At 70.8% G+C, this 15,193-nt stretch carries 14 protein-coding genes; 4 read left to right on the top strand and 10 right to left on the bottom strand.

All coding sequences use genetic code 11. The annotated features are described in order from the left end of the window. Positions 1-4: 4 nt before the first annotated feature. The 8 genes from ACIRJT_RS20040 to ACIRJT_RS20005 form a co-directional block, all read right to left on the bottom strand. Positions 5-685, bottom strand: a complete 681-nt coding sequence (locus ACIRJT_RS20040) for a ThuA domain-containing protein (RefSeq protein WP_403910954.1) — start codon at positions 683-685, stop codon at positions 5-7. Between the two features lie 25 nt (positions 686-710). Continuing rightward, entirely contained in the window at positions 711-1,721 is a 1,011-nt protein-coding gene (locus ACIRJT_RS20035; protein WP_403910952.1) for a hydroxyacid dehydrogenase, read from the bottom strand. A 21-nt stretch (positions 1,722-1,742) separates the two neighbouring features. Then, positions 1,743-2,642, bottom strand: a complete 900-nt coding sequence (locus ACIRJT_RS20030) for a carbohydrate ABC transporter permease (protein ID WP_403910950.1) — start codon at positions 2,640-2,642, stop codon at positions 1,743-1,745. Continuing rightward, positions 2,639-3,535, bottom strand: a complete 897-nt coding sequence (locus tag ACIRJT_RS20025; protein WP_403910948.1) for a carbohydrate ABC transporter permease — start codon at positions 3,533-3,535, stop codon at positions 2,639-2,641. Before ACIRJT_RS20025 ends, ACIRJT_RS20030 begins: the two co-directional genes overlap by 4 nt. Before the next feature lie 103 nt (positions 3,536-3,638). Continuing rightward, the gene (locus ACIRJT_RS20020) at positions 3,639-4,943 is read right to left on the bottom strand and encodes an ABC transporter substrate-binding protein (RefSeq protein ID WP_403910946.1); all 1,305 of its coding nucleotides are present in this window, start codon (positions 4,941-4,943) and stop codon (positions 3,639-3,641) included. 113 nt (positions 4,944-5,056) lie between these two features. Then, complete coding sequence (locus ACIRJT_RS20015; RefSeq protein ID WP_403910945.1) at positions 5,057-6,145, bottom strand: substrate-binding domain-containing protein; 1,089 nt, start codon at positions 6,143-6,145, stop codon at positions 5,057-5,059. 114 nt (positions 6,146-6,259) lie between these two features. Then, a complete protein-coding gene (locus tag ACIRJT_RS20010; RefSeq protein WP_403910943.1) occupies positions 6,260-8,281 on the bottom strand; it encodes a PQQ-binding-like beta-propeller repeat protein in 2,022 nt (673 codons plus the stop codon). A 79-nt stretch (positions 8,282-8,360) separates the two neighbouring features. After that, on the bottom strand, positions 8,361-9,212 hold the full coding sequence (locus ACIRJT_RS20005; protein WP_403910942.1) for a heparin lyase I family protein: 852 nt from the start codon (positions 9,210-9,212) through the stop codon (positions 8,361-8,363). A gap of 319 nt (positions 9,213-9,531) precedes the next feature. Between ACIRJT_RS20005 and ACIRJT_RS20000 the strand changes: the two genes are divergently transcribed. From ACIRJT_RS20000 to ACIRJT_RS19985, 4 genes are all read left to right on the top strand, one after another. Further along, positions 9,532-10,380 (top strand): MIP/aquaporin family protein, encoded by an 849-nt coding sequence (locus tag ACIRJT_RS20000; protein WP_403910940.1) that lies wholly within the window; start codon positions 9,532-9,534, stop codon positions 10,378-10,380. Between the two features lie 27 nt (positions 10,381-10,407). Next, a complete protein-coding gene (glpK, locus tag ACIRJT_RS19995) occupies positions 10,408-11,925 on the top strand; it encodes a glycerol kinase GlpK (protein ID WP_403910938.1) in 1,518 nt (505 codons plus the stop codon). A gap of 106 nt (positions 11,926-12,031) precedes the next feature. Continuing rightward, positions 12,032-12,559 carry a GNAT family N-acetyltransferase gene (locus tag ACIRJT_RS19990; protein WP_403910936.1) on the top strand — a complete coding sequence of 176 codons (528 nt, stop codon included), beginning with the start codon at positions 12,032-12,034 and terminating at the stop codon, positions 12,557-12,559. 214 nt (positions 12,560-12,773) lie between these two features. Then, on the top strand, positions 12,774-13,832 hold the full coding sequence (locus ACIRJT_RS19985) for an NlpC/P60 family protein (RefSeq protein WP_403910932.1): 1,059 nt from the start codon (positions 12,774-12,776) through the stop codon (positions 13,830-13,832). Between the two features lie 30 nt (positions 13,833-13,862). Here ACIRJT_RS19985 and ACIRJT_RS19980 read toward each other — a convergent pair whose 3' ends face one another. Further along, positions 13,863-14,762, bottom strand: a complete 900-nt coding sequence (locus ACIRJT_RS19980; RefSeq protein ID WP_403910930.1) for a M56 family metallopeptidase — start codon at positions 14,760-14,762, stop codon at positions 13,863-13,865. Then, complete coding sequence (locus ACIRJT_RS19975; RefSeq protein WP_403910928.1) at positions 14,759-15,127, bottom strand: BlaI/MecI/CopY family transcriptional regulator; 369 nt, start codon at positions 15,125-15,127, stop codon at positions 14,759-14,761. Before ACIRJT_RS19975 ends, ACIRJT_RS19980 begins: the two co-directional genes overlap by 4 nt. Positions 15,128-15,193 lie beyond the last annotated feature (66 nt).

The raw sequence follows: 15,193 nt of genomic DNA, 5'->3' as shown, positions 1-15,193 counted from the left end.
GGCGTCAGGCGGTCGCTCCCGCCGCCCAGTACAGGCCGCCCAGCAGGTGGCGGCGGAAGTCCGGGTCGCCGTAGGCCTCGTCCGCGTGGCCCAGCGCTGTGTAGAAGGAGCGGCCCGCGCCGGACTCCCCGCACCAGACCAGAGGGTGGTCGGCGCCCATGCCGCCGCCCTCGTAGCCGGTCTCGTCGATGGTGGCGAGGACCCGCACGCCCGGGCGGCGCGGGCCGGCCCGGAAGTCGTACCACTCGTCGCTCCACTCCCACCGCGCCGGCAGGTGGGCCGTCGCCGGATGGCTCCGGTCCTCCACCAGCACGGTGCCGGGCTGGAAGGCGGGATGGCCCCCGAAGCGCGCACCGAGCAGTTCGCCGTAGTACGGCCAGGCGTACTCGGTGCACGCGGCGGAGTGGACGCCCACGAAGCCGCCGCCGCCCGAGACCCACCGCTGGAGCGCGGCCCGTCCCTCCTCGGTGAGGACGTCGCCGCTGGTGGACAGGAAGACCACCGCGCCACGCCCCGCCAGGGAGGCGTCGGTGAAGACCGCGGGGTCCTCGGTCGCCTCCACCGTGAAGCCCTCCTCCTCGCCCAGTTCGCGCAGAGCGGTGCGCGCGGCGGGGATCGATGCGTGCCGGTAGGCCGTCGTACGGGTGTAGACGAGGACGTCCGCCAGGTGGCCGGTCAGGGGCATGCGGTTGCTCCGCTTCTCCGGGGGATCAGGCCGAGGTGGTCAGGGCCGCGCGGGTCACCCCGTGGGCGAACTCCTCTCCCGCGCAGTAGCGTTCGACCTCGTCCAGGGCGCTGCGGGTGATCCGCTGGAGTTCGCCGCCGAGGGAGCCGGCGATGTGCGGGGTCAAAAGGACGTTCGGCAGCACGTACAGGGGCGACGTGGCGGGCAGCACCTCGGGTTCGGTGACGTCCAGGACCGCGTGGACGCGTCCCGACGACGCCTCGGCGGTGAGGGCCTCGGTGTCGACGAGCGAGCCGCGGCCGGTGTTGACGAGGGTGGTGCCGTCGCGCAGGAGCGACAGTCGCCGGGCGTCGAGGAGGTGGTGGGTCTCGGGCAGGGCGGGCGCGTGGAGCGAGACGACGTCGCAGACGGGGAGCATCTCGTCGAGTCCGACGAGCCGGGCGCCGAGCGACCGGGCCTCGGCGGGGTCGAGGTGGGGGTCGGCCAGCAGGACGTCGAAGTCATGGGGGCGGAGCAGCTCCAGCACCCTGCGGCCCACCAGGGACGCGCCCACCAGGCCGACCGTCCTGCGGTAGTTGCCGAAGCCGGGGTAGTACGCGGCCCAGTCCAGGACCTCGCGGTGTTCGCGGTAGAGCCCGCCGATCTCCCGTACGCGCTTGTTCGCGAAGAGGATGGCGGCGAGCGTGTACTCGGCGACGGGGACGGCGTTGGCGGCGGCCGCGGTGGAGACGCGGATGCCTCGGTCCCAACAGGCGCCCGTCACATGGTGTTTGACGCTGCCAGCCGCGTGAACGACCGCCTTCAGCGCGGGCATGCGGGCGAGGGCGGCGGCGGCGAGCGGGAAGCATCCCCAGGACGTGATCAGGAGTTCGACGGCCGTCGGGTCCGGCACCTCGTCGAAGGTCTCGGCGACGAGGTGCGGGTCGATGTCGACATGGCGGGTCAGCCGGTCGATCGCGGCCGGGGTGAAGAGGGCGTCGCGGTGCCGGCGGCCCATGGCGAACAGGGCGCGCGGGCGGGGCGGAGTGGGTGGCATGGGGATCCTCGGGACGGTGGCCTACTTGACGGCGCCGGCGGTCATGCCGGACTTCCAGAACCGCTGGAGCATCAGGAAGAGGACGACCAGAGGGACCACGGACACCAGCGATCCGACGATCGCCAGGAGGTAGTCCTGCGGGTGGCCCTGGGAGAGCGCGGACGAATACCACACGTACAGGCCGAGGTTGACCGGGAAGAGCTCCTCGTCGGACAGCATCACCAGCGGCAGGAAGAAGCTGTTCCAGATCTGGGTGAACTGGAAGAGGAAGATGGTCACGAAGCCGGGCGCGACCATCGGCAGGGCGATCCGGCAGAAGGTCCTGAACTCACCGGCCCCGTCCACCCGGGCCGCTTCGAGGACCTCGCCGGGGACGTAGGACGCGCTGAAGACCCGGGCCAGATAGACCCCGAACGGGAACACGAGACCGGGGATGAACACGCCCCAGAAGCTGTTCACGAGGCCGACCTCGGCGGCGATCAGGTACAGCGGGATCGCCATCGCCGTTCCGGGCACCATCACGCCGAGCAGGACGAGGGAGAAGACCCTCTCCTTGCCGGGGAAGTCCAGTTTGTCGAAGGCGTACCCGGCGGCCACGCTGAACACCGTGGCCAGCAGCGCGCCGACGCCGGCGTACAGGACCGTGTTGAGCAGCCAGCGCAGGAAGATGCCGTCGTCGGCTTCGAACAGGTACCGGAGGTTGTCGAGGAGCGCGAAGTCGTCGCCCGGTGCGAAGCCGTTCGTGGCGAAGAGATCCTGGCGGCTCTTGGTGGACGACAGGACCAGCCAGAGCATCGGCAGGAGGGTGTAGAGGGCGGCGAGCCCCAGCATCGCGGTCACGCCGGCCTTGGACAGCAGGACCGAGGGGCGCCTGCCCGGTCCGCGCGGGGCCGGGGCGGTGCGTGTCGTGGGCTGGGTCACGGCTTGCTCCTGCTGCGCGAGAAACGGGTCACGAGGAAGGACAGCACCGCGGCGAACAGCGCGATGAGCAGCGAGGCGGCCGCTGCCAGACCGAAGTTGTTGTGGGTGAAGGCGGCGGTCTGGACGAACATGTTGGGCGTCCAGCTGCTGCCGATCGCGCTGGAGGCGCTGTAGATGACCTTCGGCTCCGTGAAGAGCTGGACCGATCCGATGACGGTGAACAGCACGGCCAGCGCGATGGCCGGGCGGATCATCGGCACCTTGATCGAGAGGGCGGTGCGGATGCCGCCCGCGCCGTCGATCTTCGCCGCGTCGAGGGTCTCCCCCGGCACCGCCTGGAGCGCGGCGTAGAAGATGACCATGTTGTAGCCGATCCACTCCCAGACGGCGATGTTCGCCGCGGAGAACACCGCGTTGTCCGCCGACAGGAAGTCGATGTCGAGGCCTCCGGAGGCGAGGAAGTCGGTCACCGGGCTCAGGCCCGGCGTGTACAGGTAGACCCAGATGAGCGCCGCGATGAGACCGGGCACCGCGTGCGGGAGGAACAGGGCCAGCTGGAAGAAGGCCCGCGCCTTGGCCAGTGCCGTGTCCAGCAGCAGGGCGAGCACGAGTGCGCCGCCGATCATCACCGGGATGTAGAGGGCGACGTACGCGGCGATCGTGACGAATCCGTCGCGGAACGCGGGGTCGGACAGCGCCTGGACGTAGTTGTCCACTCCGGCGAAGAGCTCTTCCGCGCCGCCGAAGCCGAGGCCGGAGGTGCGGGTGGTGAACAGGCTCATCCAGCCGGCGTAGACCAGCGGGGCAATGGTGACGGCGGTGAAGAGAACGAAGAACGGTGCCAGAAGCAGCGCGGCGGTACGGCGCTGGGCGCGGGCTGACGGGGCTGTCATACCGGGCCTTTCTCAAGGGGAGCGGGAAGGTGCGGGGGGCCGATGCCGGCCTCGTCGGGTGGGCGGGCATCGGCCCACCTGCGGTTCGCCGTCCGGAACGCCCCTACTGGGCGACCTTCATCCCGCGACGTTCCATGTCCTCGACGGTGGCCCGCTGGGCGTCGGCGAGGACGTCGAGGAGCTTCGTCCCGCCGCCGGCGACCTTGGGAAGCCGGTCGACGACGGCGGTGTTGGTGGTTCCCATGACGGGGCCCCACGTCCAGCCCGGCACGATGGCCTTGTAGGACTCGCTGCCCACGGCGTAGATGTCCTGGCCGCCGAAGTAGTCGGTGGGGAAGGCGGACTTGGTCACCGGCACGAGCCGGGGGTCGGCGGGGAACATGCTGCTGGTGCCGGTGGAGACCCACGCCTTCATGCCCTCGGGGTCGGTCGTGATCCACTTGATGAACTCGGCGGCGGCCGCGCTGTTCTTGGCGCCCCTCGGGATGACGAAGGAGGAACCGCCGTACATGGCGGAAGCCGGCTTGCCGTCCCAGGTGGGGACCGGGGCGACGGACCACTTGCCCTTCTGGTCGGCGACGGTGGCCTGTTGGGCTCCGGCGCACCAGCTCGCGCAGACGTAGGCGACGGTCCGGTTCTGCTGGACGCTCGTCCAGAACGGGTCGAGCGAGCTGAGGGAGTGGACGAGGTCCTGGGCGGCGAGGTCGCCCCAGTAGTCGGCGACCTTCCGGGAGGGCGCGTCGGTCAGCGACACCTTCCAGGCGTCCTTCTCCGTGTCGAACCACTGCGATCCGGCCTGCTGGGCGAGGGCGGTCAGCAGGCCGGGGTTGTCGGTGTACAGGACGCCGCCGCGGGCCTTCGGGTCCGCCTTCCTCACCTGCCCGGTCATGGTCCGGTACTCGGCCCAGGTGGTGGGGACGTCGATCCCGTGGGAGGTGAAGAAGTCGTTCCGGTAGAACATCATCAGCGGGGCGGCGTCCCGGGGAACGCCCCAGGTCTCGCCTCCCAGCTGGACCAACTCCCTTGCCGCTTCGGGGAAATGGTCCTCGACCAGCGGGCCGAGCCGGTCGTCGAGGCCCTCCAGCTTGCCCTGCGTGGCGAATTCGGGCAGTTGGGCGAACTCGGCCACCGCGACATCGGGGACGGTGCCGGCCTTCACGGCGTTCGTGAGCTTGGAGTAGTACTCCTGGCCCGAGGGCACCGCCTCGAAGGTCACCTCGATGTCCGGGTGGGACCGGTTGAAGGCCTCCGCCACCTTGTCGGAGCCCTTGACGAAGGACCAGAAGGTGACCTTTCCCGTGCCCTCCTCCGCCGCGGGCTTCCCGCCGTCCGAGTCGCCACACCCCGTGGCGAGCAGGCCGAGGGCCGCGGCGGAGCAGACCAGCGCTGTCAGCCGTCTACGAAACATGATGTGCCACCGATCGTTTGCTTGGGTGTCACAGCAATCATTCGTTACGTACGACATCGCGTCAATGCATTCGCTTTCGTTTTTTGGGAAACGAAAGCGAATGCATCACTTTCTCAGGCGTTCGCCCGCCGTTGGGCACCGCAGGACGCCCGTACCCTCAGTTCGGGGCGGAGCAGGATCTCCGCCTGGGGCGTGGCGGGGTGGGACAGCCGGCGTACCGCCAGGTCGAGGGCCCACGCCCCCACGGCCTGCTTGGGAGGAGCCACCGCGGTGAGGGGCGTCTCGCTCAGCTCGGCGACCTCGTCGTCGTAGGTGACCAGGGCCAGATCGTCCGGCACCCGCAGGCCCCGCGCGCGCAGGATACCGACGAGCGCGATGGCGTCGATGTCGTTGTGCACCAGCGCCGCCCGGATCTCGCCGGCCTCCACGGCCCGGATCACCTCGTCGAACCGCCCGTCGGCCGGGGCCGCGTCGCCACCGGTGACGATGCGGTACTCCGGCCCCGGCCGCAGGCCCATGGACGCCACGGCTTCGGCGTAACCAGCGCTGAGGTGCGCGGTGTTGGGGCTCTCGACCCGGGCGACCAGGGCCACCCGGTCGTGCCCGAGCCCGGCGAGGTGGCGTACCGCGAGCGCCGCACCGTAGGCGTGGTCCGACGCGACCTGCTCCAGCCTGCCCGCCTTGATCCCCGCCCTGCGCTCCACCAGGACGGCCGGCACCTCCAGGCCGCTCAGCCACCGCTCGGCCTCGTCCACCGGACGCAGTCCCGGGTGCAGCATCAGCAGCAGGCCGTCGATGCCTCCGGCCACGAGCTGGCGGACCTGTTCCTGGTTCTCCGACAGGGACTCCCCGGAGACGGCCAGCACGACCCGCACGCCGAGCGAGCGGGCCGCGTCCTGGACTCCGCGGATGACCTCCGCGTAGTAGTAGCCGCCCGGGGGCACCACCAGCCCGACGGCGTACCGCTCCGTCGCGGACGGCGCGGCGGCGACGGGCGTCTCGGCCGGCGCGGGGCCCGCCGCTGCCAGGGCCCTGGCGCCGCCGTGCACCCGCGTCAGCAGCCCCCGGCCGGCCAACTCCCGTACGTCCTGGCGCAGGGTGACGGCGGAAACGCCCATCTCCTCGGCCAGTACCTTCACGGTGATCGACCCCTGGCGCTCCACAGCGCGCAGAATCGCTTCCCGCCGCTCGTCAGCCAACACCTTCAGTCCCCTCTCGGTAGCGAGTGAGTCACAGCCCTTCACTCGATAACCGAAAGATATCAATCAAAGGTCACCATCGGCCGGGAACGCCGGATCACCCGAACGGCGGCCGGTTCAGTGCGAGGGCCTGTCGTCGACCGCGACGAGGTCGTGCCCGCGGAGCGTGTAGAGCAGGCCGTCGTACACGTTGACGTGCGGGCCGCTGTACCAGGCGCCGTTGATCCCGGCGACGACCGTGCTGACGGCGAACGTCTTCGGGTGGAAGCGGAAGAGCGTGGTGTCCGAGACGCCGTAGACCGCGCCGCGATGGGTGACCATGGCGGCGAACCCCTTGCTCACAGCGCCGACGTCAGCGGTGTGCACCACCTTCCTGGTCCGCACGTCGACGACGAACAGGGCGCCCTTCGTCGTGAGGCCGTAGAGGTTCCGGCCCTGTACCGCCAGGGCCGCCACACCCGCCGTCTGCTCGGTGTCGAGGCGCCACCTCTCCCTGCCCGTGACCGGATCGAGGGCGACGACGGTGGCGCGCGGGCCCTCCTTGGAGGTGTTGTCACCGCCCAGGAAGGCGATGCCGTCCCGGTTGACCACGGCCCGGACGAGTTGGACGTCGTCGATCGGATTGACGTAGGAGGCCTTCCTGCCCGTCCTCGGGCAGTACGTCCACAGGGCGCCTCCGCCCTCGGTGTCGGACTGGACCCCGACGAGGAGCAGCCTGTTCTCCGGGTCCCACGAGGTGTCCAGCGGACGGTTCTGCCCGCTGGGGAAACTCGCGGCCTGCTGCGGGTCTCGCCGCCGGGCGGGGTCGTAGCACCAGATGCCCTGCGCGTTGTACTGGCCGGTGTACAGGACGCCGCCGATCACCTCGGCGTCCTTCGCCTCGCCGGGCGCCCGCAGGTTGACGACCTCTCCGGTCCTCAGGTCGCGCCGGGAGATGGCACCGTTGCCGCCGAGGTAGACGTATCCGTGCCCGGCGGCTATCCCCATGCCCGCCTGCGGTCCTGCCTCCGCGCCCGCCTCGTGCAGATCGGTGACGACCGACGTGCGTGCCGCCACGTCGATCTCGGCGACGAATCCGTACGCCGAGACGACCACCAGTTTCCCGTCGACGTGGTCCACGCCCCAGATCTCGCCCAGGTCCGGCCCGTCGAACTCCACGGGCGAAAGCGTCCGGTCCGCCTTCGCGTAGGCGTGGAGACCCGATTCGGAGGCGAAGTAGATACGGTCCGCGTCAGCGGCGAGCGTCTTGACCACCGTGCCCCGTGTGGGCACGACGGTGTACGAGGACAGGTCGTCCAGATCCATCACGGCGAACTTCGCGGGGTCGGCCCCGCCCGAGGTGCCGACGACCAAATGGCCGTCCATGACGGCGAGTTCCCGCAGGCTGGGGTCCTTCTCCATCTCCTTGGGCACGATCGGGGTGAAGGCGTGCGTCGTCCGGTCGAAGGCGTACAGGGAGGCCTTGCTCGCGCCACCGCCGCCGGCGAGGACGCTGCCCGCCCCGAAGAAGACGGTGGTGTCCGAGGCGGCGACCGCCCTGGCCAGGGTCGCCTTCGGGTCCGGTACGCCCCGGTCGGTGACGGTGCCGGTGGACGGGTCGTACTCCCACAGGGAGGGCGCCTTCCCCGGGACACCGCCCACGGCGTAGACGGTGCCGTCGGGGGCCACCGCGAGATCCCGGATGTCGCGGTCCTCGGTCCTGCCGACGGCCAGGGCGGGGGTTTCGGGCGTCCTCAGGTCCCACCGGAAGAGGTTCGGCCCGCCCTGGTCGGCCTTGACCAGGACGCCGATGTAGAGGTAGCGGCCGGCGGGGTCGGCCGCGAGCGCCTGGACGGACGGCTCGGGCCCCGCGTCGAGGACGGTGCGGGACACCACCTTGCGGCTCGGCAGATGGAACCCGATCACACTGGCCGGCCGCATGTTGCGCGACCCGATGTACACGGTGTCGCCGACCAGCAGACCGCTCATCAGCGAGAACTGGACCAGGCCCGGCCCCAGACCGGTCACCTTCGTCGTGGCCCTCGCGGCCCCGGCGGCGCCGGCCCGGGGGGCGAGGAGGGTTCCGGCGGCCGTCGCCAGCCCGAACGCGCCACCGGCCTGGAGCAGGCGGCGCCTGCTCGGGGAAGAGAAGCGGGTCATCTGTACTCCATGGGGGGGCGTGGGGTGCGGGGATGGATGTATCGAGTGCGCGGGGGCCGGGTCAGGGCCCGGGTCCGGGTCAGGGCAGGTCGGTGACGCGTAGGTCGTCGTGCTGGACGATCCGGGTGGGCACGTCACCGTTCCCGATCGACTGCGAGGGGCGGTAGAGGCCCCACTTGAGGTAGCCGTGGTCGGCCGGATTCTCCGGCTGATAGGTGCGCACGTTCTCGTACGCGACGACCGGCCGGTAGACGTCCTCGCCGGAGAGCCGCACGGCGACCCGGAAGTAGCCGGTCCCGTCGGTGGTCCAGCGCGCGTCCACACGGAACCGCATCCACCGGTTCACCTGCGGGCCGAGGTCCTCCACGACCGTCGACTGCCGGTTCAGGTGCGGCGACCGGAACGCGATCCCGTCGCGCTTCGCCATGAGGTAGAACGCCGGGACGTTGTCGCCCGCGTACTTGCCCTGGAAGACGATGTCGCCCGACTCGCCCGCTCCCGGCGTGTAGGTCTTCCAGTCCTTGAGCAGCACGCTGAACTCGTAGCGCTGCTGGTCCCCCACGACGAAGCGTCCGGACGGGAGCAGGTCCGTCGCGCTCTCGCTGCGCGGCGCGCCGTTGGACTCGTAGGCCGGATCGCCGAGCGTCACCTTGTGCTGAACCGCGTACGTGCCCTCGTGCGCCGGCCGCACGACGCCGGAGGCGTCCGGCGCCGCCGCCTTCGTGGTGGTCAGGCCCTCCACTGCGGAATCCGGCGTTCCGCTCTCGTAGTCCACCCGCAGGCGGTCCGCGGCGGACGGCGAGGGAGGCGGGCCGGCGTCTTCGCTCCCCTCCGGCCCGGCTCCCGCCGGATCGGAGAACAGGACGGGAACGAGCAGCGCCCCCGCGCAGAAGGCGATCGACACCTTCGACACCTTGTGAAGCCTGGTCATGGAGCTCCTCCAGGTCTGCGGGACACCGGCCATCAGCGACATCACGTCGAAGCGGCCGTACGGCATCGCTCGATGCGGTGCCCGCGGCGGTCGGATTGCCTGCATGCTGACACGCCTCCGAACGAAACCGGAAGACCCGAGGCGACACTTTTAGTCATCATTCGAAAGACTCGGTTGCGAGTGATGCGTCCCTGCGCGCAGAGTCACCCCGCCTCGACGCCCCGAACATCCCGAAATGCCCGATCTTGCAAATCGCCTTAGCCTGCTGACACTGCTCGGAAAGTCGACAGCCGGCACCGTCGGCGGAGGGCGAGCTTCCATGGCTGAACCACGTAAGAAGCACGGATTGCTCGGCGAGTTGTCCGCCGAGTTCGCGGGCACGATGATCCTCATCCTCTTCGGGTGCGGTGTCGTCGCCCAGGTGGCGGCGGGCGGAGCCCTGACGGATCCGGCCGGCGGGCTCGGTGACCACGACAGCATCGCCTGGGCGTGGGGGCTGGGCGTGACGCTCGGCGTCTATGTGGCGGCGCGGCTGAGCGGGGCCCATCTCAATCCCGCGGTGACGCTCTCACTGGCAGCGTTCAAGGGGTTCCCGTGGAGCAAGGTGGCTCCGTACGCGCTGGCGCAGACGGCCGGCGCGTTCGTGGCCGCACTCCTCGTCCGGTGGAACTACAGCGAGGCGCTGGCGAAGGCCGACCCCGGGCACACCATCAAGACGCAGTCGGTGTTCTCCACCCTGCCGGCCAACGGCAACCCGGCTCTGCCGGTCCACGAGTGGGGCGCGTTCCGTGACCAGGTCATCGGCACCGCCATCCTGCTGCTCCTGATCATGGCCATCACGGACCTGCTGAACACTCCGCCCGGCTCGAACATGGGCCCGTTCATCATCGGCCTGGTCGTGGTCGCGATCGGCATGGCCTGGGGCACCAACGCGGGTTACGCGATCAACCCGGCCCGTGACTTCGGCCCCCGGCTGGCGAGCTTCCTCACCGGTTACGGCGGTGCGTGGCGGGACCAGTACGGGAATCTCTACTTCTGGGTGCCCATCATCGGCCCGCTGGTCGGCGGCCTGCTCGGCGCCGGTCTCTACAAGGCCTTCATCGGACGCTTCCTGCCGTCCGCCGCACCCGAACCGCCGGGACGCGTCCCGGCATCCTCCAGGGACTGACGACACCGGCCGGAGAGGCGACACATCATGGCGGACTTCATCGGCGCGGTGGACCAGGGGACCACCAGCACCCGGTTCATGATCTTCGATCACGGCGGCAACGAGGTCGCCAAGCACCAGCTGGAGCACGAGCAGATCCTGCCCCGCTCCGGCTGGGTGGAGCACGACCCCGTGGAGATCTGGGAGCGCACCAACTCGGTGATGCAGAACGCCCTGCGGCACGGCGGCCTGTCACCGACCGACCTGGTGGCCATCGGGATCACCAACCAGCGCGAGACCACGGTGGTCTGGGACCCGCGCAACGGGCGGCCCTACTACAACGCCATCGTGTGGCAGGACACCCGCACCGACGTCATCGCGGCGAAGCTCGAACGCTCGGGGCGGGGCGAGACCATCCGCCGCAAGGCCGGGCTGCCGCCGGCGACGTACTTCTCCGGCGGCAAGATCCAGTGGATCCTGGAGAACGTCGACGGTGTGCGGGAAGCGGCCGAGGCCGGTCACGCGATCTTCGGCAACACGGACGCCTGGGTCCTGTGGAACCTGACCGGCGGCCCGAACGGCGGTATCCACGCCACCGACGTGACCAACGCGAGCCGCACCATGCTGATGGACCTGGAGACCCTCGACTGGGACGAGGAACTCCTGGGCTTCTTCGACATCCCCCGGGCGATGCTGCCGAAGATCAACCCCTCGTCGCACCCCGAGGCCTACGGCTCCACCCGTACCTCCCGGCCGCTGAGCGCCGCCATTCCCATCGCAGGCGTCCTCGGCGACCAGCAGGCGGCCACCGTCGGTCAGGTCTGCTTCGCGCCCGGCGAGGCCAAGAACACCTACGGGACCGGCAACTTCCTGGTGCTCAACACCGGCACCGAGCTGGTCCGCTCGGAACACGGGCTCCTCACCACGGTGGCCTACCAGTTCGGCGACAGTCCGGTGGTCTACGCGCTGGAGGGATCCATCGCCGTCACCGGGTCGGCGGTGCAGTGGCTGCGCGACCAGATGAAGATCATCAAGTCGGCGCCCGAGAGCGAGGAGCTGGCCCGGAGCGTCGAGGACAACGGCGGCATGTACTTCGTGCCCGCGTTCTCCGGCCTGTTCGCGCCGTACTGGCGGTCCGACGCCCGCGGCGCGATCGTCGGCCTGGCCCGGTACAACGACGGCGCCCACCTGGCGCGGGCCACCCTGGAAGCGATCTGCTACCAGAGCCGCGATGTGGTCGAGGCCATGGAGCAGGACTCCGGGGTCCATCTCGACGTGCTCAAGGTCGACGGCGGGGTCACCGCCAACGACCTCTGCATGCAGATCCAGTCCGACGTCCTCGGCGTCCCGGTCAGCCGTCCCGTCGTCGCCGAGACGACCGCTCTCGGCGCCGCCTACGCGGCGGGGCTCGCCACCGGCTTCTGGCAGGACACCGACGAGCTGCGCACCCAGTGGCACGAGTCGAAGCGCTGGTCGCCCGAGTGGTCGAAGGAGCAGCGTGCGGAGGGCTACGCGGGCTGGAAGAGGGCGGTGGAACGCACCCTCGACTGGGTGGAGGTCCCCTGATCAGGGGCGACCCCTGACCACCCGGCGACCCCTGACCACCCGGCGGCCCGGGGCCCTCGCATAGATTGGCGGTCCCATCCGACGCACCGCGACGAGGACCGGCCCCATGCCCAGCCGTACGAGAATCCGCCTGATAGAGCCCGCCGACGCCGTCCCGATCGCCGCACACCGGGTGCGGGACGTCGAGGCGTTCCGGCCGTGGGAACCGGCCCAGCCGGCCGACTACTTCACCCCGGAGGGCCAGGCGGAAAGGATCGAGGGCCTGTTGGCCGGACACCGGGCCGGCACGGTCTGGCCGGGCGTGGTGCTCGCCGACGACCAGGTGGTCGGGCAGGTCACCGTGGGAGGCATCCTGCCGCAGCCGCATCTGCGGCGCGGCTCCGTCGGCTACTGGATCGCCTCCGTCGCCCAGAACCAGGGGCACGCGGGGAGAGCCGTCGCTCTCGTGCTCCGGGTGATGACGGACGAACTCTGCCTGCACCGCGCCGAGGCGTCGACCAACCTGGAGAACCTGCCCTCGCAACGGGTGCTGCGCCGCAACGGGTTCACCCCGTACGGCGTCGCGCACTCGGCGATCTTTCTCGACGGGAGCTGGCGGGACGGGCTGCTGTGGGAGCGGATCCTCGGCGACTGAGCAGGTCACAGCATGATCGGGTGGAGAGGGGCGCTCCGTGGGCCGCGCTTGGATGTGGACCACTAAGTTGATTAGTATGCGTGGCTCGGCCTCCGAACGGCCGGTCGCCCGCCCGGGGCACCGGTGGAGGTGTCGCTGAAGCCGCTTTCCCGCAGCGGTACTTGACGGTCCGTGGACCGTCGGACAGCGGCCGAGGAAGAAGGAGCCCGCCTCAGTGGCGTCCCACCGTCGTCCCAAGCAGCCCAGTCACGGATACACCTCCGTGCTCACCGCGACCGCGGCGGTGACGGTCGTGCTGTCGGCGCAGTCGGCCTCGGCCGATCCGCTGCCGGACCCGAACAAGAAGGGTGTCCAGGCGCAGATCGACCGGCTGTACGAGCAGGCCACCCAGGCCACCGAGAAGTACAACGGGGCGAAGGAATCGGCCGGGAAGCTGCAGAAGGAGGCGGACAGCCTCCACGAGGAGGTCGTCCGCAAGCAGGCGGCGCTCAACGAGCTGCGGCAGCAGCTCGGTTCGGCGGCCACGGCCCAGTACCGCACCGGCGGTCTCGACCCCTCCGTGCAGCTGCTGCTCTCGGCCGACCCCGACGCCTACCTGGACCAGGCGTCGGGCCTCGACCGCCTCAGCGCACGGCAGTCGGACACGCTCCAGCGGTTCCTCTCGCAGCAGCGCGCCCTGCAACAGCAGCGTACTCAGGCCACGGAGAAGCTCGGCAGCCTCCAGGAGACGCGCAAGGAGCTGGGGAGCAAGAAGAAGGAGATCCAGGGCAAGCTGGCCCAGGCGCAGCGACTCCTCAACACGCTCACGGCCGAGGAGCGGGCCGAGCGCGTCGCCAAGGAGGAGCGGGCCAACCGGGCCAGCGAGCGGACCCAACTGGCCAGTGAGCAGGGCGAGCTGGGCAACGAGGCCAGCGCGTCCGGTCGTTCGGCCGCGGCGTTCGACGCGGCGAAGAGCAGGGTCGGCATGCCGTACGTGTGGGGCGCCACCGGTCCTGGGTCCTTCGACTGCTCGGGCCTGACCTCCTGGGCGTTCCAGCAGGCCGACGTCTCGCTGCCCCGTACGTCGCAGGCACAGGCAGGCGCCGGCACCCGGATCAATTCGATCGGTGCGCTCAAGCCCGGCGATCTCGTCATCATGCGCACCGACCTGAGCCACGTGGGCTTCTACGCCGGGAACGGCCAGATACTCCACGCGCCGAAGCCCGGCGCCCAGGTCCGGTACGAGTCGATGGCCCGCAGCGGGATGCCGTTCATGTGGGGCGTACGGATCTGAGGCCCCCGGCCGGTCCGCGGACGACGGCTGTCACCCGAGTCCGGCGTGGCAGGTCAGCAGTACGGGGAGCACGGGCGTGAGCAGGGCGCCCGTGCCGACCGCGCAGCGCAGGACGGGATGCGCGCGGTGCGCCGGGGCCAGCACGCGCCGGAGCCGGACCAGCACCGTCCGGCCGCCCGCCGCCAGGGCTCCGTTCGGCGCCTCGCCCGCCGCCAGGGTGAACATGGCGGCGGCGAGCGCGCCGCGCGGGCAGCGGCGCAGTGCGCGGTCGTCGGCGGCCATCTCCAGCAACAGGGGGATCTGCACCTGGAGATGGCGGGCGAGCGGTACACCGGGGAAGACTCCGGTGAAGGCGTGGGCGGCCGCGAGGACGAGGTGGTGGCGGCCGCGGATGTGGGCCCGCTCGTGTTCGACGACGGCGTCGAGTTCTCTGCCGGACAGGAGGCCGACGGCCCCGCTGCTGATGACGATCCTCGGACGGCGGCCGGGCAGACAGTAGGCGGCGGGCTCGGCGTGTTCCAGCACCGTGGCCCGCGAACAGGCCGACCGGCGGCCGACCTTGTCCAGGATCTCGCGGTGCCGGGCGCGGGCGGCGTACGCGCGCACGGCGTGCACGGCGAATCCGGTGAGGTGGGCGGCGACCAGGACGGCGACGGCGGCGAGCCCCAGCCCCGGCAGGAGGCCGCCGCCGGACGGGCCGAGGCCCAGGGCCGAGCGGCAGGAGTAGAGGATTCCGTGCAGGTGTGCGCCCGGGGTGGTGAGGTGCAGGGCGGCCAGGGCGACGCAGACGGAGAAGGAGGCCGCCAGCGCGAACCACACGGCGACCGCCAGCAGCGGTGACCGCTGGGGCCAGCTGCTGCGGAGCAGCACGCGCGGGGCCAGGACGCCGACGGCCGCCGCGTAGCCGAGGAAGAAGGGTGCGGCGTTCACAGCTCGCCGCCGCGGCCCGTCGCGCGCAACGCCTCGCGGAGCGCGGCGACTTCCTCCTCCGTCATCCGCTCCACGAAGTGCACGAGCGCGGCCGACCGGTCCCGGCTCGCTCCCAGGGCGTCCTCCATCAGGGCGGCGGAGTAGGCCTCGCGGCTGCGGACCGGCGTGTAGAGCCACGCCTGCCCCTGCTTCCGGCGGGTCAGCCAGCCCTTGTCGTAGAGGATGGTGGCCACGGTCATGACCGTCGTGTAGGCGGCCGGGCGGCGGAGGTTGATGTCGTCGACGACCTCACGGACCGTCGCCGGCCTGTCCCACTTCCACAGACAGTCCATGATTTCGGCTTCGAGCTCTCCGAGCCGTCGCATTCCACGTCCCTTGATTCCGTGCGCCGTCGCGCCCCCGGGAACCATAGTAGGTTCACGCTCCACCGC

The organism is Streptomyces sp. NPDC102283, from assembly GCF_044766265.1.
Classification (GTDB): domain Bacteria; phylum Actinomycetota; class Actinomycetes; order Streptomycetales; family Streptomycetaceae; genus Streptomyces.
This window is presented reverse-complemented; position numbering and strand designations above follow the sequence as displayed.

Excerpts from the sequence above, each read along its gene's own strand:
- ACIRJT_RS20040 (WP_403910954.1), bottom strand. The coding sequence starts at position 685 with ATGCCCCTGACCGGCCACCTGGCGGACGTCCTCGTCTACACCCGTACG.
- ACIRJT_RS20035 (WP_403910952.1), bottom strand. The coding sequence starts at position 1,721 with ATGCCACCCACTCCGCCCCGCCCGCGCGCCCTGTTCGCCATGGGCCGC.
- ACIRJT_RS20025 (WP_403910948.1), bottom strand. The coding sequence starts at position 3,535 with ATGACAGCCCCGTCAGCCCGCGCCCAGCGCCGTACCGCCGCGCTGCTT.
- ACIRJT_RS20020 (WP_403910946.1), bottom strand. The coding sequence starts at position 4,943 with ATGTTTCGTAGACGGCTGACAGCGCTGGTCTGCTCCGCCGCGGCCCTC.
- ACIRJT_RS20010 (WP_403910943.1), bottom strand. The coding sequence starts at position 8,281 with ATGACCCGCTTCTCTTCCCCGAGCAGGCGCCGCCTGCTCCAGGCCGGT.
- ACIRJT_RS20005 (WP_403910942.1), bottom strand. The coding sequence starts at position 9,212 with ATGACCAGGCTTCACAAGGTGTCGAAGGTGTCGATCGCCTTCTGCGCG.
- ACIRJT_RS20000 (WP_403910940.1), top strand. The coding sequence starts at position 9,532 with ATGGCTGAACCACGTAAGAAGCACGGATTGCTCGGCGAGTTGTCCGCC.
- glpK (WP_403910938.1), top strand. The coding sequence starts at position 10,408 with ATGGCGGACTTCATCGGCGCGGTGGACCAGGGGACCACCAGCACCCGG.
- ACIRJT_RS19990 (WP_403910936.1), top strand. The coding sequence starts at position 12,032 with ATGCCCAGCCGTACGAGAATCCGCCTGATAGAGCCCGCCGACGCCGTC.
- ACIRJT_RS19975 (WP_403910928.1), bottom strand. The coding sequence starts at position 15,127 with ATGCGACGGCTCGGAGAGCTCGAAGCCGAAATCATGGACTGTCTGTGG.